This is a genomic window from Dietzia sp. IN118 (assembly GCF_032905965.1).
Lineage (GTDB): Bacteria > Actinomycetota > Actinomycetes > Mycobacteriales > Mycobacteriaceae > Dietzia > Dietzia kunjamensis.
The window spans coordinates 1,541,546-1,561,229 of the sequence record NZ_JAUMSR010000001.1 but is presented as its reverse complement, the minus strand read 5'-3'; the positions used below and the strand labels follow the sequence as shown (position 1 = coordinate 1,561,229).

Here is a 19,684-nt window from a genome sequence, read left to right as displayed (position 1 = left end):
ATCGTCTGGAGCACCACTGGTAACAGCAGCCACACGGGGGTGGGGTGGTTCAGATGCCGCGTGGGACGGCTTCGAGCGCGTCGATCCCCCGCTGGGCGCCGGAGATGTCGATCTCGACCTCGTCGCGACCGAACGTCCACAGGAGGAACTCGACGGGATCCGCCGTGATGCTCACCAGCGGGGCGAGCGCCGCGCCCGTCGAGACCGACGCGATCTTGGTCGATCCCACGTGGACCGGGGTGCGCAGGTCGACGCGGGCCGCAACCTTGCGCAGGAAGGTCTTCGCCACGGTCGTGGCGAGGGACCAGACCCGTTCGAGGTCGTCCACCTCGAACTCGCGGGGTGCCCACCCGGGGCGCCCCCTGCGCACGTCCTCGTGGTGGACGAGGTACTCGGCCAGGTTCGCGACCCGGTCCGCGTAGCGCAGCGGTGAGTACCAGGGAGCTCCCCCGGCGATCGTGTCGAGCAGGTCCTCCCACGGGCGCTCGGCCTCCCTCAGTCGCAGGTGCTCCATCCGGTCCGCGAGGGCGGGGACGACTATCCCCGCCGCCGCGTCGGGTCGGTACTCCCGCACGACGAGGTGTGCGGCCAGGTCCCTGGTCGTCCAGCCCTCGCACAGCGTCGGGGCGTCGGGCCCGGTGGCACGCATGCTCTCCACGAGAGCGCTGCGCTCCCGCTGCGCGAGGGTCGGACGGCTGGGACTCACCGGACTCAGCCCTGCGCGACGGCGGAGGTGATGACGGTGGGCACGATCATGGGCTTGCGGCGCCACTTGTCCGACACCCACCGACCGACCACGCGCCGCACGGCCTGGGCGAGACGGTACGGATCGGTCTCGCCCTCGCCGGCCAGGTCCCACAGGGCGTTCTCCACGAGTTCGACGACCGGGTCGAGTGCGCCGGGCTCGTCGGTGAAGCCCTTGCCGATGATCTGGGGCTTGCTCACCGGCCGGCCGGTACGCGGGTCCACCACGACGGTCGCGACGATGAAGCCGTCCTCGCCGAGCGCGGTGCGGTCCGCGAGGACCGTGTCGCCGACGTCGCCGGTGGACAGGCCGTCGACGTACAGGTTGCCGACCGGGATCTGACCGACCACGGACGCCTTGCCGTCCACGAGGTCGACCACGACGCCGTTCTGCGCGAGGACGACGTTCTCCTCCGGCACCCCTGTGGCGATCGCCAGGGCCTTGTTGGCGCGCAGGTGCCGCCATTCACCGTGCACCGGCATGGCGTTCTTCGGTCGTACGGCGTTGTAGACGAAGAGCAGCTCGCCCGCGTCCCCGTGGCCGGAGACGTGGATGTTGGCCTCGCGGCTGGTCACCACGTTCACACCCATCTGGAACAGACTGTTCTGCACGCTGAAGACGGGCTCCTCGTTGCCCGGGACGATCGACGAGGAGAACAGCACGGTGTCGCCCTCGGAGAAGTTGATCTGCCGGTGCTCGCGGCGGGCCATCCGGGAGAGCCCCGCCATGGACTCGCCCTGGGTCCCGGTCGTCATGACGACGACCTTCTCCGACGGGAGCTTGGCGGCCGTGTCCATGTCCACGATCACCTTGTTCGGATCGGTGAGCAGGCCCATCTCGAGGGCGATCTCCATGTTCCGGATCATCGACCGACCGGTGAGAGCGACCTTGCGACCGCTCGCGGCGGCGGCCGCGATGACGGACTGGACGCGGTAGACGTTGGACGCGAAGCAGGCCACCACGACGAGCTGACGCGCGTCGGAGATGAGCCGCTGGAGCGCGGGACCGATCTCCGACTCCGAGCGACTGACCCCCGGAGTGGTGGCGTTGGTCGAATCCATCAGCAGCAGGTCGATGCCCTCGTTGCCGAATCGCCCCATCTTGGGCAGGTCGGTGGGGCGCTTGTCCGTGGGCAGCTGGTCGAGCTTGATGTCACCCGTCATCATCACCGACTGGCCACCGGCGCGGATGACCAGGCCGAGGCACTCGGGGATGGAGTGGTTGACGTCGAAGTAGCGCACCTCGAACTTTCCCAGGGTGCTCACGCTGGACTCGTCGACCTCGCGGAAGACCGGCTTGATGCGGTGCTCGCGGCACTTCGCGGCGACCAGCGCGAGCGTGAACCGCGATCCGATGACCGGGATGTCCGGGCGCAGCTTGAGCAGGAACGGGATCGCCCCGATATGGTCCTCGTGGGCGTGGGTCAGCACCAGCGCCTCGACCTGGTCCAGACGATCCTCGATGTGACCGAAGTCCGGGAGGATGAGGTCGACACCGGGCTCGGTCGAGCTCGGGAAGAGGACGCCGCAGTCGACGATGAGCAGCTTCGAGTCGTACTCGAAGGTCATCATGTTGCGGCCGATCTCCGTGACGCCGCCGAGCGCCACCATGCGCAGCGCACCCTTGCGGGGCTTGGGCGGGCTGGGCAGGCGGACGGTCATGTCGCCGCCCTGCATGGTCTTCACGCCACCGAACTCGGCGGTGTAGGTGTCGCCGCGACCCCGGCCGCGTCCGCTGCGACCACGGCCGCCCTTCTGACCGCCCGAGTTCTGGCCGCCGTTCTGGTCGCCGCCCGACGATCCGCCCTTGGCGCCCGAGGACGACCCCCTGCCCCGGCCACGCGATCCGCCCTTGGGCGAGTCCTTCTGGCCGCTGTCTTTCTGGCCGCTGTCTTTCTGGCCGCTGTCTTTCTGGCCGCTGTCCTTCGGGCCGTCGCCCTGCTGGTTCCTACCCTGCTGGGGCTGGTCCTGCTTACCCTTGGTCCGATCGGAGCGGCCCTGGCCCGCGTCGGCGGCGGGGGCGTCGGCTACCGGGGTGGGCTCGGTGAACTGCACGGCGGCCGTGGCCGCCGGCTCTCCCGAGGGCCGTCCTGCGGCACGTCGGGTGCGGCCGCGTCCGCGGCCGGTGGAGGTACTTTCCGTCATCTGGTGACTCCTGCTCTGTGCAGCAGCGCCGCGAGGGCGTCTCGCTGCTCGTCGGTTGGTGGTAACTGCGGGAGTCGCGGCACACCGGCCGGGACCCCGAGAAGTTCTAGTGCTGCTTTGGACATCGACACACCTCCGAGCGCCCGCTGGGCGTCGAAGAGAGGGAGGAGTCCGAGGTTGATACGTCGTGCCGTCTCGATGTCGCCACTCAGGTACGCACGGCGCAGGTCGACCAGCCGTGACGCGGCCACATGGCCGATCACGCTGACGAACCCGGTCGCTCCGACGGCCAGCCACGGGAGGTTGAGTTGGTCGTCCCCCGAGTAGTAGACCAGGTCGCAGTGGGACATGACGGTGACGGCGTCGTGGAAGTCGCCCTTCGCGTCCTTGACCGCCACGATGTTCGGGTGGTCGGACAGACCGATCAGGGTGTCCGCCTGGATGGGGACCACCGATCTCGGCGGGATATCGTAGAGCATCACGGGCCGGTCGGTCGCGTCGGCGATCGTCCGGAAGTGGACGTCCAGTCCTGCCTGGGTGGGCTTCGAGTAGTACGGCGTCACCACGAGCAGTCCGTGCGCCCCGGAGGCAGCGGCCTGCTTGGCCGCGTGCACCGAGTGCGCGGTGTCGTACGTACCGACACCCGCGACGATCGTCGCCCGGTCCCCCACTTCGGCGAGGACGGTCTCGAGGACCGCGATCTTCTCCGCGTCGGTGGTGGTGGGCGATTCCCCCGTGGTGCCGGAGACGACGAGACCGTCGCACCCCGAGTCCACGAGATGCCGCGCGACACGTGCGACGGCCTTCAGATCGACGTAACCGTCGGACCCGAACGGGGTCACCATCGCCGTGACGACCGTGCCGAACGGCGCGGGGCGCCCTGTATCGGCGGGGGCCCGGCCACGGTCGGTCGGCGCTTGCCGGCCGACAGGGCCCCCGGTGGTCACGTGTGTCATGGTCTCCCAGACTACCCGCAGTACCCGGCAGACCCCGATTCCCACCCTGGGGGCGCCGTCATCCCTCGAGAACGTAGGGGCTGACCGCGATCTCCGAGCCGTCCTCCAGCGTGGCGATCTCGAAGTCCGAGAACACCGCCGGCGCCGCCTCGCGGAGACGACGGAGTACGTCGATCGCCAGGCCCCGGATCTCGGTGTCGGCGTGCTCGGTGGCGCGCATCCCGATGAAGTGGCGCCACGAGCGGTAGTTCCCCGTCACGACGATCCGGGTCTCGGTGGCGTTCGGTAGCACGGAGCGGGCGGCCTGCCGGGCCTGCTTGTGCCGCAGCATGGGGTTGGGCACGTCCGCGAACCTGTCCTCGAGCTTCGCCAGCATCTCCGCGTAGGCGTCACGGGAGGCGTCGGTCGCGCGCCGGAAGATCTCGACGAGCTCGGGATCGTCCGCTATCGCCGGTGGGGGCACCACCTTCGAGTCGTGCTCGGGGACGAAACGCTGGGACAACTGACTGTAGGAGAAGTGGCGGTGCCGGATCAGTTCGTGGGTGCACGAGCGGGAGATCCCGGTGATGTAGAACGACACACTCGCGTGCTCGAACACCGACAGGTGCCCGACCTCGAGGATGTGCCGCAGATACCCGGCGTTGGTCGCGGTGCGCGGATTCGGCTTCTCCCAGCTCTGGTAGCAGGCCCGCCCCGCGAACTCGGCCAGCGCCGATCCGCCTTCGGCGTCCGTCTCCCACTCGACCTCGTCGGGCGGGATGAACTCGGTGTGCGCGACCAGGCGGACCTGCCGGCGGACGAGCTCGGACATCGCTTGACTCCTTCGGTGATGTGCCCGGCGGTTCAGCCGAGCAGATGTGCGGCGACGGTGGCCGCGACCTCGGCGGCGGTGTCGAGATCCTGGCGTCCGGGTTCGCCGGTCAACTGGACTGCGGGTGCGACGGCCTGCAGTCCCCAGCCGGTGGCGATCCGTTCGACCGAGGTGACCGCTCCCGCGGTGTCGTTGTCCCCGTGCACGCACAGGGCGTACGGGCGGCCTGCCACCGCTCCCTCGCAGGTGTAGTAGGTGCGGTCGAAGAAGTGCTTGAGCGCGCCGGACATGTACCCGAAATTGGCGGGGGTGAGCAGGACATAGCCGTCGGCACGCAGGACGTGGTCGTCGGTGGTGGCCAACGCGGGGACGGACTCGACCGCGATCCCTTCGAGTTCGGGATGGTCGAGACCGGTGACGAGTGCTTCGAGAATGCGTCGCAGGCGTGGTGACGGGGCGTGGTGCACGACCAGTACCGTGCTCATCCCAGCCCCTTCCCCGAGGTGAGTTCCGTCTCGCGCAGCCCGATGGCGGCCTTCATGACCTCCCGGGCGCGGACGCGGTCGCCGGCGTGGTCGTAGGCCCGCGCCAGCCGGTAGGTCGTCCGCCAGTCGTCGGGGGCGGCCTGGTACTCGGCGCTGACCCGGTCGAACAGCGCGTCCGCCGCGTCATGCTCGAGTCGGCCGGAGGGGCGTCGCTCCATGTCCGCGAGATCGAGTTCGATCCCCTCCGCCGCGGCGGCGGCCGAGATCCTCTGGAGTTCGAGGCCGTTGCGGATGATGGCCCAGGTCGCCCAGGCGCCGACGCCGGTGAGCAGGATGATCCCCGCCCCGAGCCCGCGCACGGCCAGATAGTCGGAGGCGCTGACCATCGACCAGCCGAGGTACAGCAGGTACCCGAAGGCCACGACCAGGCCCAGCGCCGTGAGGGCCATGACCAGGGGCTTGACGATGCGCTCCACGGCGGTGGTCCTAGAGGTCCATGAAGGAGTCGAGCCCGACGGTCAGGCCCGGGGCCCCGGCGATCGAGCGGACCCCCAGAAGCACTCCGGGCGCGAACGAGGTGCGGTCCAGCGAGTCGTGCCGGAGGGTGAGGGTCTCCCCCTGCGTCCCGAGCAGCACCTCCTGGTGGGCGACGAGGCCCGACAGTCGCACCGAGTGCACGCGGATCCCGTCGACGTCGGCGCCGCGGGCCCCGTCGAGTTCCGTGGACGTGGCATCGGGCGACGGCCCGAGCCCCGCCTCCCGGCGAGCCGCCGCCATCATGGCGGCGGTGCGGTGGGCCGTCCCCGACGGCGCGTCGGCCTTGTTGGGATGATGCAACTCGACGATCTCGGCGGACGGGAAGTACTTCGCGGCCTGGACCGCGAACCGCATCATCAGGATGGCACCGATGGCGAAATTGGGCGCGACCAGTACACCGGTCCCGGGACTGTCCTCCAGCCACCCCCTGAGGGTGGCGAGACGGTCCTCGGTGAACCCGGTGGTGCCGACCACCGCGTGTATGCCGTTGGCCACGCAGTACTCGAGGTTGTCCATCACCACGTCCGGGTGGGTGAAGTCCACCACCACCTCGGCACCGGAGTCGACGAGCGCGTCCAGCGGATCGCCCTGGTCGACCTCCGCGACGAGTTCGAGGTCCTCCGCGTCACGGACGGCCTCACAGATCGCCGTCCCCACCTTGCCGCGTGCGCCGAGCACTCCGACCTTCGTCACCGTCATCGTCTCCTCACGTGGTCCTCGTTGAGCCCGTCCAGCCTATCCGCCGACGCGCCCGAGCAGTCCAGCCGCGCCGTCGCCGGGCATCCCGGGGCCGACCGCCGCCAGACACCACGGGGCGGACTCGTCGGTCCAGTAGGCGGCGACCTCGTCGCGGGTGACCCGACGGAGCCTGGCCACCGATTCCTCGACGGGGACCACCGTGTCGCGGTCCAGGAGGTGTCGACCGATCCGCGTCATGCGGGAGAGCGGATCGTCCAACCCGAGCCTGATCGACCCCGTGAGGTGGCCGATCGCCCGACCCACCTCGTCGGCGGCGGGCGGCGCGGCCAGCATCCCGGACACGACCTCGCCCACCTCGTCGCACAGTGCGTCCACCCGGTCGACCGGGGCGCCGGCCACCACCGTGAGCAGACCGGTCGGCTGGAACTGGTCCATGCCCGCATAGACCGTGTACGCCAGACCGAGTTCCTCGCGGATGCGTTGGAACAACCGGGAGCTCAGTCCCCCGCCGAGAACCGCGGTGCCGACCTGCGCCGCGGCCCGGTCCCGGTGATCCCGGGCCGGGGTTCTGCGGGCGAGGGCGATCAACGCCTGTTCGGAGTCGTCGTCCTCACCGGTGAGTACGGACGTCGCCGCCCACCCGGGGGCCCCCGCGCCCGGTCCGGTGTCGCCACCGCCGGTCCGGGCCCCGAGATCGGCGCCGTCCCGCGACGTCCCGTGGCGGGAGACCGCCGCCGCCAGTGGCCCGGCGGCGATCCGGCGCACGAGGGCGTCGTGGTCGAGACGCCCGGCCGCCGCGACCACGACGTCGCCGGCACCGAGCATGCGTCGGTGGAATGCCCGTAGGGTCTCGGCGTCCAGTGCCTCCACCGACTCCTCGGTCCCGATGATCGGGCGGGCGAGCGGGTCGCTACCGAGGGCAGCGGTGGCGACCAGTTCGCAGGCGAGGTCCTCCGGGTCGTCCGCACGGCCGGCGAGTTCGTCGAGCACGACGTCACGCTCGATCTCGACGTCGGCGGGGTCACAGGACCCGTTGGCGACGACGTCCACCAGGACGTCCACAGCGGTATCCAGCCCCTCGGCGGGGACGTGGACGTGATAGCAGGTGTGCTCGCGTCCCGTGAAGGCGTTGAGGTCACCACCCAGCAGGTCGATACGCTGGGACAACTCCAGACCGGACGCCGAGCTGGTGCGCTTGAACAGGACGTGCTCCAGGAAGTGCGCGGCGCCGTGTTCCCCGGGGCCCTCGTCCGCGGATCCGGACCCTATCCAGACACCGACCGCCGCGGTGTGGCACCACGGTAGGTCCTCGGTCACCACACGCACGCCCGGGATCGACCGGTCCACGCGGATCGTCGGGTTCACGGTCCTTCCCTTCTGTCGACGAACGAGGCACGCACCCCGCGCGCGGGGTGCGTGCCTCGTGGGGTGCCGGGCGCCGTGGGGGAGGGCGGACCGGCGGGGTCTCAGTCGTCGGTGCCGGAGTCCGCGTCGGCTCCGCCGTCCGAGTCGTCACCGACCGGGACGAGACTGATCTTGCCGCGGTTGTCGATGTCGGCGATCTCGACCTGCATCTTGTCGCCGACGTTGACCACGTCCTCGACCTTGCCGACGCGCTTGCCCTGGCCCAGCTTGGAGATGTGGACCAGACCGTCGCGGCCCGGCAGCAGCGAGAGGAAGGCGCCGAACGGGGCGGTCTTCACGACCGTACCGAGGAAGCGCTCCCCGACCTTGGGCAGCTGCGGGTTGGCGATGGCGTTGATCTTGTCGATCGCGGCCTGGGCCGACTCGCCGTCCGTGGCCCCGATGTACACGGTGCCGTCGTCCTCGATCGAGACGGACGCCCCGGTCTCCTCGGTGATCGAGTTGATCATCTTGCCCTTGGGCCCGATGACCTCGCCGATCTTGTCGACCGGGACCTTGATCGCGATGATGCGGGGCGCGAACGGGCTGAGCTCGTCGGGCTCGTCGATCGCCTCGGCCATCACGTCGAGGATGGTGAGCCGGGCCTCGCGGGCCTGGGTCAGCGCGCCGGCCAGCACCTCGGACGGGATGCCGTCGAGCTTGGTGTCGAGCTGGAGCGCGGTGACGAACATGCCCGTGCCGGCGACCTTGAAGTCCATGTCGCCGAAGGCGTCCTCGGCCCCGAGGATGTCCGTCAGCGCGACAAAACGTCGTTCCGACTCACCGGCCTCGTTCGTGATCTCGTCGGAGACCAGGCCCATCGCGATACCCGCCACGGGGGCCTTGAGGGGCACACCGGCGTTGAGCAGCGACAGGGTGGAGGCACAGACGGAGCCCATGGAGGTGGAGCCGTTGGAGCTGAGCGCCTCGGAGACCTGGCGGATCGCGTAGGGGAACTCCTCGACGCTCGGCAGAACCGGCATGAGCGCACGCTCGGCGAGCGCGCCGTGGCCGATCTCGCGACGCTTGGGCGAACCCACGCGACCGGTCTCACCGGTGGAGTACGGCGGGAAGTTGTAGTGGTGCATGTAGCGCTTGCTGGTCTCGGGCCCGAGCGAGTCGATCTGCTGGGCCATCTTGACCATGTCGAGCGTGGTCACGCCGAGGATCTGGGTCTCACCGCGCTCGAACAGTGCCGAGCCGTGGGCGCGCGGGATGACCTCGACCTCGGCGGACAGCGCGCGGATGTCCCGCGTGCCACGACCGTCGATCCGGAAGTGGTCGGTGAGGATGCGCTGGCGCACGACCTTCTTGGTCAGCGACTTGAACGCGGCTCCCACCTGGCCGAGGCGGTCGGAGAACCGTTCGGTGAGCTGCTCGAGGACGGTCGCCTTGAGCTCGTCGGTCGCGACGTCGCGATCCTGCTTGTCGGCGATCTGCATGATCTCGGCGAGCTTGGTCTCGGCGATCTCGGCGACGGCGGCGTAGACGTCATCGGCGTACGGCGGGAACAGCGGGAACTCCCGCGGCGTGCCGGGCGCGGCGTCGGCCAGCGCCTGCTGTGCGGCGCACAGCTCGGCGATGAACGGCTTGGCGGCCTCGAGGCCCCGGGCCACGACGTCCTCGGTGGGGGCCTGCGCGCCCCCGGCGACCTTCTCGATCACGTCGTCGGTGGCCTCGGCCTCGACCATCATGATCGCGACGTCGGCGGTGTCACCGGAGCCGACGACGCGGCCGGCGACGACCATGTCGAAGACGGCGTCGGCGAGCTGCTCGGCGGTGGGGAACGCCACCCACTGGCCGGCCGGGTCGGCGGCCGTCGGGATGAGCGCGACGCGCACGCCGCCGACCGGGCCCGAGAACGGCAGGCCGGACAGCTGGGTGGAGGCGGAGGCGGCGTTGATGGCCACCACGTCGTACAGGTCCTTGGGGTCGAGGCTCATGACGGTCACGACGACCTGGACCTCGTTGCGGACCCCGTCCGCGAAGGTGGGGCGGAGCGGCCGGTCGATGAGCCGGCAGGTGAGGATGGCGTCCGTGCTGGGACGCCCCTCGCGGCGGAAGAACGAACCGGGGATCCGTCCCGCGGCGTACATCCGCTCCTCGACGTCCACCGTCAGGGGGAAGAAGTCGAAGTGCTCCTTGGGGTGCTTGCCCGCCGTGGTGGCGGACAGCAGCATGGTGTCGTCGTCGAGGTAGGCGACGACCGCACCGGCGGCCTGCTTGGCCAGCCGGCCGGTCTCGAAGCGGAGCTCGCGGCGACCGAAATCGCCGTTGTCGATGGTCGCGACGGTCTCGAAGACCCCGTCTTCGACCTCGACGGCCGTGATCTGTGGCATGTGTTTCCTGTCGTGTCGGGTGCATGGGCCGCACGGCGGAATCGTCCCGCCGGGGCCACCGGGCGACACGTCAGGGGGTCCCGGTTCGACCTCGGTCTTCGATCGAAGCGGCCGGAACGTGTGCCACGGATGCTGATGCTCCCGGGCGTCGGGCTCCGGCGGCCACTACCGAGGACCGTCAATCGGACCTGTCGACCACCCCGGCACGTGTGCACCGGCTCCACCGAGGCTATCAGGGAAAACCGTCCGGGTCACCGGGCGCGCGCGGGTGACGCCCCCGACACCCGGCGGCCCGGTTCGCGGAAATGCGCCGACCCCGCCCGGATGGACCGGGCGGGGTCGGTGACGCGGTCGTCGTCGTGCGTCAGCGACGCAGGCCGAGACGCTCGATCAGCGAGCGGTAGCGCGCGATGTCGGTCTTGGCGATGTACTTGAGCAGACGACGCCGACGGCCGACCATGAGGAGCAGGCCGCGCCGCGAGTGGTGGTCGTGCTGGTGGGTCTTGAGGTGCTCGGTGAGCTGGGAGATCCGCTTGGTGAGCATGGCGATCTGGGCCTCGGGCGAGCCGGTGTCGGTCTCGTGGAGGCCGTACTCGGCCAGGACGGCCTTCTTGTCTTCGGTGCTCAGCGCCATGGTGACTCCTGGTTGTTCCAGTCCGCGTGAATGTTGGGCCCCGCCGCCGCGGACCACAGGAGGGCCGACGGGAGACGTTACCAGTCCACGGACGTGTCGGCCCAATCCGAGGTCACGGCCGGTCGACGTCCGCCCCGAGCACGGTCCGGGTCGTGGTGACGTCGCGGTCCATGGCCACGAGCAGCTCGTCGACGGAGGCGAACTTCACCATGTCGCGGACGTGGTCGACGAAGTCGACCGCCGCCAGTCGTCCGTACAGGTCGGCCGACTCGTCCAGGACGAACGCCTCGACGCTGCGGGCGGAGTCCCCGAACGTCGGGTTGGTGCCGACGGAGATCGCGGACGGGTAGCGCCGTCCCGGGACGATCGTGCCGTCGACGGGGCTGTCGTCGAGCACGGTGAACCACCCGGCGTACACGCCGTCGACGGGCACGGCGGTGTACTCGGGAAGGTCGAGGTTGGCGGTCGGGTAACCCAGGTCCCGCCCCCCGCGCCCGGCACCGTGGACCACGACGCCCGAGACCCGGTGCGGTCGGCCGAGGACCTCGGCGGCGCCGGCCACGTCGGCCTCGGACAGCAACCGGCGGATACGGCTGGAGGAGACGGTCTCTCCCCCGGCCTCGAGCAGGTCGACGATCTCGCAGACGATGCCGCGTTCGGCGCACAGCTCGCGCAGGGTCTCCGGGGTACCGGCCGCGCGTCGACCGAACGTGAAGTTCCGCCCCACGGTGACCGCGCGGGCCCGCAGGCCGCGGACGAGGACCCGGTCCACGAACTCGTCGGGCTCCCACGACGCCATCTCGCGGTCGAACGGCAACGCGAACACGGCGTCGATCCCGAACCCGCCCGCGAGCTCGGCACGCCGCTCGAGGGGGGTGAGGACCGACGGGTGGGTCCCCGGCCTGACGACCTCGACGGGGTGGGGGTCGAACGTCACGAGGACGGGACTCGCGCCCAGGTCCCGGCCGTGGCCGACGGCGCGGTCCACCAGGCTCCGATGACCCCGGTGGAGCCCGTCGAACACGCCGAGGGCGACGGAGGTCCCGCCGTCGGGGATCACGATCTCGTCGAACGTCCGCCACAATTGCACGGCGACCACCTTACGCGCGGCGTTCACAGGCCCGCCGGGCGCATGACCACGACCGGAGCTGCACGCCGCCCCGATTCCGAGACCAGCGCCGCGACCCGGCCGTCCGGGCCGACGGCGGCGACGACCCCGGCGTCACCGCGGGCCTCGAGCCATCGGCCGTGGCGCAGTCCCTCCGCCTCGTCGGCGTCGATGTCGCGTCGGGGGAACGCGGTCAGCGCGGCGGAGTCGAGGTCCAGTGACAGTGTCGGATCGGTCTCCAGCTGGTCGAGGGTCCGTGCCACGTCGAGACCGAACGGCCCGACGTGGGTGCGGCGCAGCGCCGTGAGGTGACCGCCGACCCCGAGGGCGGAGCCGAGGTCCCGGGCGAGCGCGCGGATGTAGGTTCCGGTGGAGCAGTCGACGACGACGACGAGGTCGACCACCGCGCCGGAGCGGGTCCGCTCGAGCACGTCGAACCGGGAGACGGTGACCCGCCGTGACCGGAGCTCGACCTCCTCCCCCGCCCGCACGCGGTCGTAGGCCCGCCTCCCGTCCACCTTGATCGCGCTCACCGCGGACGGGACCTGGTCGATCTCCCCGGTCAGCGCCGCGACGGCCGCGTCGATCGCCTCGTCGGTCACGGCGGAGGCGTCGGTGGTCGAGGTGGTCTCCCCCTCGGCGTCGTCGGTGGTCGTGGTCTGGCCGAGACGGATGGTGGCCTCGTAGGACTTGGTCTCCAGTGCCAGCAGTCCGAGCATCTTGGTGGCGCGTTCGATGCCCACGACGAGCACCCCGGTGGCCATCGGGTCGAGCGTTCCGGCGTGCCCGACCTTGCGGGTACCGAAGTAGCGCCGGAGCCGTCCGACGACGTCGTGGCTGCTCATCCCCCCCGGCTTGTCGACGACCACCAGGCCGGGGTCGGGAGCGGGGCGGGGGTCGGGTCTGCGCGGCGTCACGGGCCCACGCTAGCGACCCCGGCGGGTCGCAGCACGATCGCCGAGGCCACGTACCCGTCCCGGACGGCCCAGCGGCCCCGGAACTCGACCAGATCGGGCCCCCCGTCCACGGCATGGCCGTCGATGAGGATCCGCGATCGCAGCGTACCGGTGACCACCTCGTCGTCGTCGCCGTCCGGGACCAGGGTGATGTGTGCGTCACCGAACCCCAACCACCGGTGGGTGAGCGGGAACCACGCCTTGTAGGTGGCCTCCTTCGCCGTGAACAGCAGCGCATCCCAGGCGACGTCCGCGACCTCGGCGCGTGCCGCACGCACCCACGCCGCCTCCCCCGGCAGGGAGACGGCCTCGAGCACGCCCGCGGCCAGCGGTGCGTGGCGTTCCACGTCCAGCCCGAGCGACCGGACGCGGGCGGTCGGCGCCAGCGCGGCGGCCCGCAGCCCCTCGGTGTGCGTGAGCGTGCCCACCAGGCCCTGTGGCCACACCGGCATGCCCCGACCCCCGCGCAGAACGGGGCCGGCGGGGACGCCGAGCCTCGACATGGCCTCCCGGGCACACGCACGCGCGCCCGCGAAGTCGATCCGGCGCCGCTCGACGGCGGCCCCGATCTGCTCGACCTCCACCGGGTACAGCGACGCCAACAGCGCCGCGTCGTCCAGGCCCAGCTCGGCGTCGGTCACCCCCACCACGTCGGGCGGGAACAGGTCGTCGATCACCGTTCGTCCTCCAGGTAGGGACCGGTGTCGGCGGGCCGGGCGATCCTCGGCATCCCACCGTCGCCGCGGACCCACCGCACCTGCGGACCGTCCGGCGCCGGGAGGATCTGACGGGTGAGCGGGTCGGGCCGCCCACGCCCGTTCCACTCCCTCGGGTATCCCAGTGAGACCTCCTCGAAGCGCACGCCGTCGTGGACCGTGGTCCGCGGGATGTGCAGGTGACCGTAGACGCACGCGATGGCGCGGTACCGGCGGTGCCAGTCGGCGGTCTGATCGGTCCCGCACCACAGCGCGAAGTCCGGGTGCCGCAGGACCCGGGTGGGGTCCCGCAGCAGCGGCCAGTGGTTGACGAGCACCGTCGGGTGCGCGGGATCGAGGCGGGCCAGCCGCGTCGTGGTGCCCACGAGACGGTCCCGGCACCAGGCGACCGCGTCACCGTAGGGGGCGGGGTCGATGAGGAACTCGTCCGAGGCCACGACGCGACGCTCCCGTGCACCGGCCAGGGCGTCCGCCCGCGGCTGCCCCGCCACCAGCGTCCAGCTGTAGTCGTAGAACAGGAACATCGGTACCACCCACGCGGGCCCGCCCGGTCCGGTCCACAGGGGATACTGGTCCTCCGGGGTGTCGACCCCGATGGCCCGGCACGCCTCCACCAGCCGGTCGTACTTGGTGGTGGACGTGATCCCCTCGTCGTCGCGGCCGATCCACAACTCGTGGTTGCCGGGCGCCCAGATCACCCGTTCGAAACGCGCCGCCAGTCGCTCGAGCGCGTCCACGACGTGGTCGACCTTCTCCGCCACGTCACCGGCCACGATGAGCCAGTCCCCCGGGTGCGCGGGGTGGATCTCGTCCACGACGTCCGCGTTGCCCCGGTGTCCCACGTGCAGGTCGGACACCGCGCGCAGGGTCGGTTGCACGCCCGTCGCCCCGGCGGTCATCCGTCCACCTCCTGCAGGGCCCGTGCGCCCGGCGTCTGCGCTCCCAGCACCATCCACCGGTCGCCGCGCACCCGGGCCACCACGGCGATCAGTCGGAGACCGACGAACACCCCCATCCCGACCCAGATCCCCGGCAGCCCCCACCCGAGGTACCGGGTGACGAGCAGCACGGGCAGGAAACCCAGCAGCGCCGCGACCACGGTGCTGGTGCGCAGGTACGCCGCGTCACCGGCGCCCAGCAGCACGCCGTCGAGTCCGAACACCACCGCGGCCGGGATCACCACCACCGCCATCCCGATCAGGGCGACGACCAGGCGATCGGCCACCCCGGGATCCCCGGACAGCAGCGATGCCAGGGGTGCTCTGAAGACGATCGTCAGCAGGGCGAGGGCAGCACCCAGACCCAGTGACCACACGACCACGGCACGTGCCAGCGCCCGGCAGTGGGCGGCGAGTCCGGCGCCGAGCGCGGCGCCGACCAGCGACTGGGCCGCGATCGCGACCGAGTCCAACACGAGCGAGTACAGCGCCCACAATTGCTGTGCGAGGTGGTGCGCCGCGAGCGAGTCGACCCCGGCGGCTGCTGCCGCGGTGGTGGCGACGGCGAAGGTGATCTGGAACGACGCGGTGCGGATGATCAGGTCCACGCCCATGCGGAGCTGGCTGACGATCACGGCACGCCGTGGCCGCAGCGACCCCGGGCGCTCGAGGACGAGCGCGACGAGGAAACCGGCGGCCATGAGCAGTTGTCCCGCGAGATTCGCCCACGCACTCCCGACCAACCCCAGCGCCGGGGCCGGCCCGAGACCAGGGACCAACACCACGCACCCGGCGGTCGACACGCCGATGCCCACGCCGACGAGCACGAGCGGGGTGCGCAGGCGCTGGACGCCCCTCATCCACCCGTGGCCGGCTGACGCCACGAGGATGCACGGGATGCCCCACACGGCCACCCCGAGCCATTCGGCCGCGCCGGCGGCCACGTCCGGGTCCGCGGCGAGTACCCGGGTGATCGGCCCCCGCAACGCCAGTACGACGGCCACCACCAGCGCGCCGACGGCGACGGCGATCCACGTCGCCTGCACCCCCTCGGCCACGGCGTCGCCGCGGCGGCCCGCCCCGTGCAACCGCGCCGATCGGGCGGTGGTCCCGTAGGACAGGAAGTTCATCTGGGTACCCAGCACCAGGAGGACGAGGGCTCCCACGCCGAGCGCGGCCAGGTCCTCCGGTCCCTGGCGACCGACGATGATCCCGTCGACCAGGAGATAGACGGGCTCGGCGGACAGCACCGGCAGGACCGGCAGGGCGATCGACCAGAGTCGGCGTCCGATCGCTCCCAGCCCGACGGCCGGATCGGGCCCGGTGTGCGTCACGTCAGCCGAGGAGTTCACGGAGCCTCGTGCTGATGGTCTCCACATCACCGCGCATCGTGCAGCCGGCGGCCGACGGATGACCGCCGCCCCCGAGCGCGGCCGCGATGGCCGAGACGTCCACGACGTCCGCGGCGTCCACGACGCCTGCACCCGGGCCACCGGGTCGCGAGCGGAGGGAGACGGCCCACTCGCCGGGCAGGTACTCCTTGAGGAGAACCGCCACGCGGGCCTCCCGGACGCCGCGGAGGTGCGAGACGAGGGATTCCACGTCGTCCTCGTCCGCTACCGAGATCACCTCGTGCGGGACGGCCAGCCACACCGATCCGCGCCCGCCCACCGCGTCGGCTTCCAGACGCACCGTCCTCAACAGCCCGCCCAGCACCCGAAGCCAGGCGAACGAGTGCGCGTCGAGCAGGGCGTGGGTGAGTTCGGTGGTCTCCGCGCCCGCGGCCAGCAGTCGTCGGGCGGTCTCGTGCGAGTCCGCGCCGCCCCAACGGAAGGATCCGGTGTCGGTGACGAGCCCTGCGTAGAGGCTCGTGGCCGTCACGGCGTCCACGGGGAACCCGCCCGCGTCGAGGACGTCCAGGACGAGCGACGCCGTCGACGCGGCGTCCGGGTCGAGCAGCATGTGGGAACCGAATCCGGGATTGGACCGGTGATGGTCGACGACGAGGACCTCCGATGCCGCGTCGGCGAGCCTGCCCCACCGGCCCACCCGGTCCGGGCTCGCGCAGTCCAACGTCACGACGAGACCCCGATGGGCGGGGACCTGCGCGAGGGGGACCACCCGGTCGGTGCCCGGGATGGCCCCCATCGCCCCCGGGACGACGCCGGGATCGAACGAGTGGTGGACGGTCACGCCCCGCGCACGCAACGCCCGCGCGAGACCGGAGGAGCTACCGAGCGCATCCGCGTCCGGGCGGACGTGGCACAGCACGGTCACCTCGTGGTGACGGGCCAACACGTCCGCCGCGCCGGCGGCGTCCACCGGTTCGGTCACCGATCGTCGTCCTCCGGCCGGTCCGCCTCCTCCGGCTTGCGGTACGGGTCCTCGTCGCCCGCCGGACGGGCCCCCTCGGCCACGCGCCGGACCTGTTCGTCCTGCGCCCGGGCCTTGGCGAGCAGTTCTTCCATCTGGCGCGCCGCGTCCGGCACGGAGTCCAGCACGAAGGTCAACTCCGGGGTGAACTTCACCCCGGTCTGTTTGCCGACCATCGTGCGCAGGCGGCCCCGCGCGGCGGTCAACGCAGCCTCCGCGGCCTCGTGGTCCGGCTCCTCGTCGAGGGTCACGCCACGAACCGTGTAGTACAGCGTCGCCACCCGCAGATCCGCGGTGATCCGCGAATCGGTGATCGTGATGAACTCCAGCCGGGGGTCCTTGATCTCGTGCTCGATGGCCGTCGCGACGATCTCGCCGATCCGCTTTCCGAGCCGTCCCGCGCGTCCCTTACCGGTCATGGGGATCCTCCTTGGCGTGATGCGGTCGCACGGCGACCACGGGTTGACGAGCATGCCGCGGGGGCAGGTCCGTTTCCAACGGATCCCGCCCCCACGACAGTGCCCTGCGACGTCAGTCGCGCGGCTTCTCGACGAGCTCGTAGGTCTCGATGATGTCACCGATCTTGATGTCGGAGTACGTCACCGTCAGACCACACTCGAAGCCCTCGCGGACCTCGGTCGCGTCGTCCTTCTCGCGACGCAGCGAGGAGATGGTCATCTCCTCCGCCACGACCTTGCCGTCCCGGATGAGCCGGGCCTTGGCGTTGCGCCGCATGATGCCGTCGAGCACCATGCAACCCGCGATGTTGCCCACCTTGGAGGAGCGGAACATATTGCGGATCTCCGCCTGGCCGAGCTTCTTCTCCTCGTAGATCGGCTTGAGCATGCCCTTGAGCGCGCTCTCGATCTCGTCGATCGCCTGGTAGATGATCGAGTAGTACCGGATGTCCACGCCCTCGCGGTTGGCCAGCTCGGTGGCCTTGCCCTCCGCCCGGACGTTGAACCCGATGATCACCGCGTCGGAGGCGGCCGCCAGGTTGACGTTGGTCTCGGTGACGGCACCGACACCGCGGTCGATGACGCGCAGCTGCACCTCGTCGTCGATCTCGATCCCCAGGAGGGCCTCCTCGAGGGCTTCGACCGTACCGGAGTTGTCGCCCTTGATGATGAGGTTGAGCTGGCTCGTCTCCTTGAGATGCGAATCCAGGTCCTCGAGGCTGATCCGACGACGGCTACGGGCGGCCATCGCGTTGCGCTTGCGCGCGTTACGACGGTCGGCGATCTGCCGTGCGGTCCGATCCTCCTCGACCACCATCAGGGTGTCACCGGCGCCACACACGCTGGTCAGGCCGATGACCTGGACCGGACGCGACGGGGTCGCCTCGGTGACGTCCTCGCCGTGCTCGTCGACCATGCGTCGGACGCGGCCGTAGGCGTCGCCGGCGACGATCGAGTCGCCGACCCGCAGCGTGCCGCGCTGGATGAGCACCGTGGCGACGGGACCGCGACCGCGGTCCAGGTGCGCCTCGATGGCGACACCCTGCGCGTCCATGTCCGGGTTCGCCCGCAGGTCGAGAGACGCGTCGGCGGTCAGGACGACCGCCTCGAGCAGCGACTCGATGTTGAGACCCTGCTTGGCGGAGATGTCGACGAACATCGTGTCGCCGCCGTACTCCTCCGGCACCAGGCCGTACTCGGTCATCTGGCCGCGGATCTTGTCGGGCTGAGCGCCCTCCTTGTCGATCTTGTTGACCGCGACCACGACCGGCACCTCTGCCGCCTGCGCGTGGTTGATCGCCTCGACCGTCTGCGGCATCACGCCGTCGTCCGCCGCGACCACGATGATCGCGATGTCCGTCGACTTCGCGCCGCGGGCACGCATGGCGGTGAACGCCTCGTGACCCGGCGTATCGATGAAGGTGATCGTGCGATCCACGTCGTCGACCGGCACGGTCACCTGGTAGGCGCCGATGTGCTGGGTGATGCCACCGGCCTCACCCTCGCCGACCTTCGCCGACCGGATGCTGTCGAGCAGTCGGGTCTTGCCGTGGTCGACGTGACCCATGACAGTGACGACCGCGGGACGGATCTCGAGATCGCTCTCGTCACCCTCGTCCTCACCGAAGGAGAGGTCGAACGAATCGAGCAGCTCGCGATCCTCGTCCTCGGGGCTGACGATCTGGACCTTGAAGCCCATCTCCTCACCGAGCAGCTGCAGCGTCTCCGGGGTGACCGACTGCGTGGCCGTGACCATCTCACCCAGGTTGAACAGGGCCTGGACCAGCTGCGCGGGGTTGACGTCGATCTTGTCCGCGAAATCGCTCAGCGAAGCACCCTGTGCCAGTCGCAGGACCTGCCCGCGACCGTCGGGAAGCCGGACGCCGCCGACCTCCGGGGCCCGCATCGAGTCGTATTCCTGACGCTTCTGTCGCTTCGACTTGCGACCACGACGCGGGGCGCCACCGGGACGACCGAACGCACCCGCGGCACCACCGCGGCCACGGTTGCCGCCACCGGGACGACCCCGGAAACCGCCGCCACCGGCTGCGGGGGCACCGCCGCCGCCACCGGGACGGAAACCGCCGCCACCCGGACGGCCACCGGGGCCACCCGGACGGCCGCGACCCGCGGCGGGACGTGCGACCTGTCCCGGCATCTGACCGGGGCTGGGACGCGCCGGCATGTTGCCGGGGTTGGGACGGGGACCGCCCTGGCCCGGTGCGCCCGACCGCTGCGGGGGACGGGGCCCACCCTGACCGGGTGCGCCCGGACGGGCGCCTCCGGGACGGGGACCACCCTGGCCGGGTGCCGGGCGGGGGCCGCCCTGCGGACGCGGCGCGGGCGTGGTGCCGCTGGAGTACGGGTTGTTCCCGACGCGA

At 71.1% G+C, this 19,684-nt stretch carries 18 protein-coding genes; all 18 read right to left on the bottom strand.

All coding sequences use genetic code 11. The features are described from left to right. Positions 1-49: 49 nt before the first annotated feature. Positions 50-706: a TIGR03085 family metal-binding protein gene (locus Q2K20_RS07595; protein WP_269501356.1), complete on the bottom strand. Its 657-nt coding sequence runs from the start codon at positions 704-706 to the stop codon at positions 50-52. Between the two features lie 5 nt (positions 707-711). Next, positions 712-2,889 (bottom strand): ribonuclease J, encoded by a 2,178-nt coding sequence (locus Q2K20_RS07590; protein WP_317176762.1) that lies wholly within the window; start codon positions 2,887-2,889, stop codon positions 712-714. Further along, positions 2,886-3,845: a 4-hydroxy-tetrahydrodipicolinate synthase gene (gene dapA / locus Q2K20_RS07585; protein ID WP_096907226.1), complete on the bottom strand. Its 960-nt coding sequence runs from the start codon at positions 3,843-3,845 to the stop codon at positions 2,886-2,888. Before dapA ends, Q2K20_RS07590 begins: the two co-directional genes overlap by 4 nt. 58 nt (positions 3,846-3,903) lie before the next feature. Next, complete coding sequence (thyX, locus tag Q2K20_RS07580) at positions 3,904-4,656, bottom strand: FAD-dependent thymidylate synthase (protein ID WP_067717719.1); 753 nt, start codon at positions 4,654-4,656, stop codon at positions 3,904-3,906. Positions 4,657-4,688: 32 nt separating this feature from the next. After that, entirely contained in the window at positions 4,689-5,141 is a 453-nt protein-coding gene (locus Q2K20_RS07575) for a flavodoxin family protein (protein WP_067717716.1), read from the bottom strand. Then, a complete protein-coding gene (locus tag Q2K20_RS07570; protein WP_269501346.1) occupies positions 5,138-5,617 on the bottom strand; it encodes a hypothetical protein in 480 nt (159 codons plus the stop codon). The genes Q2K20_RS07575 and Q2K20_RS07570 overlap by 4 nt, the downstream gene beginning before the upstream one ends. A gap of 10 nt (positions 5,618-5,627) precedes the next feature. Next, on the bottom strand, positions 5,628-6,377 hold the full coding sequence (gene dapB / locus Q2K20_RS07565) for a 4-hydroxy-tetrahydrodipicolinate reductase (protein ID WP_119192158.1): 750 nt from the start codon (positions 6,375-6,377) through the stop codon (positions 5,628-5,630). Positions 6,378-6,413: 36 nt separating this feature from the next. Further along, positions 6,414-7,742, bottom strand: a complete 1,329-nt coding sequence (locus Q2K20_RS07560; RefSeq protein WP_269501345.1) for a M16 family metallopeptidase — start codon at positions 7,740-7,742, stop codon at positions 6,414-6,416. A gap of 101 nt (positions 7,743-7,843) precedes the next feature. Further along, positions 7,844-10,111 carry a polyribonucleotide nucleotidyltransferase gene (locus tag Q2K20_RS07555; RefSeq protein ID WP_069389066.1) on the bottom strand — a complete coding sequence of 756 codons (2,268 nt, stop codon included), beginning with the start codon at positions 10,109-10,111 and terminating at the stop codon, positions 7,844-7,846. 373 nt (positions 10,112-10,484) lie between these two features. Further along, positions 10,485-10,754, bottom strand: coding sequence for a 30S ribosomal protein S15 (gene rpsO / locus Q2K20_RS07550; RefSeq protein WP_067717704.1), 270 nt, complete (start codon positions 10,752-10,754; stop codon positions 10,485-10,487). A gap of 112 nt (positions 10,755-10,866) precedes the next feature. Then, the gene (locus tag Q2K20_RS07545; protein WP_283464033.1) at positions 10,867-11,871 is read right to left on the bottom strand and encodes a bifunctional riboflavin kinase/FAD synthetase; all 1,005 of its coding nucleotides are present in this window, start codon (positions 11,869-11,871) and stop codon (positions 10,867-10,869) included. Continuing rightward, positions 11,868-12,779, bottom strand: a complete 912-nt coding sequence (gene truB / locus Q2K20_RS07540) for a tRNA pseudouridine(55) synthase TruB (protein ID WP_096905346.1) — start codon at positions 12,777-12,779, stop codon at positions 11,868-11,870. The genes Q2K20_RS07545 and truB overlap by 4 nt, the downstream gene beginning before the upstream one ends. Next, positions 12,776-13,495, bottom strand: coding sequence for a 4'-phosphopantetheinyl transferase (locus Q2K20_RS07535; RefSeq protein ID WP_269501341.1), 720 nt, complete (start codon positions 13,493-13,495; stop codon positions 12,776-12,778). Before Q2K20_RS07535 ends, truB begins: the two co-directional genes overlap by 4 nt. Next, entirely contained in the window at positions 13,492-14,433 is a 942-nt protein-coding gene (locus Q2K20_RS07530; RefSeq protein WP_269501339.1) for a metallophosphoesterase family protein, read from the bottom strand. The genes Q2K20_RS07535 and Q2K20_RS07530 overlap by 4 nt, the downstream gene beginning before the upstream one ends. Next, positions 14,430-15,851 carry an MATE family efflux transporter gene (locus Q2K20_RS07525; protein ID WP_372509903.1) on the bottom strand — a complete coding sequence of 474 codons (1,422 nt, stop codon included), beginning with the start codon at positions 15,849-15,851 and terminating at the stop codon, positions 14,430-14,432. The genes Q2K20_RS07530 and Q2K20_RS07525 overlap by 4 nt, the downstream gene beginning before the upstream one ends. Continuing rightward, positions 15,808-16,806 carry a DHH family phosphoesterase gene (locus tag Q2K20_RS07520; RefSeq protein ID WP_096905342.1) on the bottom strand — a complete coding sequence of 333 codons (999 nt, stop codon included), beginning with the start codon at positions 16,804-16,806 and terminating at the stop codon, positions 15,808-15,810. Before Q2K20_RS07520 ends, Q2K20_RS07525 begins: the two co-directional genes overlap by 44 nt. After that, a complete protein-coding gene (rbfA, locus tag Q2K20_RS07515; RefSeq protein ID WP_067717687.1) occupies positions 16,803-17,264 on the bottom strand; it encodes a 30S ribosome-binding factor RbfA in 462 nt (153 codons plus the stop codon). The genes Q2K20_RS07520 and rbfA overlap by 4 nt, the downstream gene beginning before the upstream one ends. Positions 17,265-17,376: 112 nt before the next feature. After that, on the bottom strand, positions 17,377-19,684 hold a 2,308-nt coding region (gene infB / locus Q2K20_RS07510), incomplete at its 5' end, for a translation initiation factor IF-2 (RefSeq protein ID WP_317176761.1).

Coding starts and splice junctions, on each gene's coding strand:
- rpsO (WP_067717704.1), bottom strand. CDS start 10,754: ATGGCGCTGAGCACCGAAGACAAGAAGGCCGTCCTGGCCGAGTACGGC.
- Q2K20_RS07575 (WP_067717716.1), bottom strand. CDS start 5,141: ATGAGCACGGTACTGGTCGTGCACCACGCCCCGTCACCACGCCTGCGA.
- dapB (WP_119192158.1), bottom strand. CDS start 6,377: ATGACGGTGACGAAGGTCGGAGTGCTCGGCGCACGCGGCAAGGTGGGG.
- Q2K20_RS07525 (WP_372509903.1), bottom strand. CDS start 15,851: ATGTGGAGACCATCAGCACGAGGCTCCGTGAACTCCTCGGCTGACGTG.
- rbfA (WP_067717687.1), bottom strand. CDS start 17,264: ATGACCGGTAAGGGACGCGCGGGACGGCTCGGAAAGCGGATCGGCGAG.
- Q2K20_RS07590 (WP_317176762.1), bottom strand. CDS start 2,889: ATGACGGAAAGTACCTCCACCGGCCGCGGACGCGGCCGCACCCGACGT.
- dapA (WP_096907226.1), bottom strand. CDS start 3,845: ATGACACACGTGACCACCGGGGGCCCTGTCGGCCGGCAAGCGCCGACC.
- thyX (WP_067717719.1), bottom strand. CDS start 4,656: ATGTCCGAGCTCGTCCGCCGGCAGGTCCGCCTGGTCGCGCACACCGAG.
- Q2K20_RS07530 (WP_269501339.1), bottom strand. CDS start 14,433: ATGACCGCCGGGGCGACGGGCGTGCAACCGACCCTGCGCGCGGTGTCC.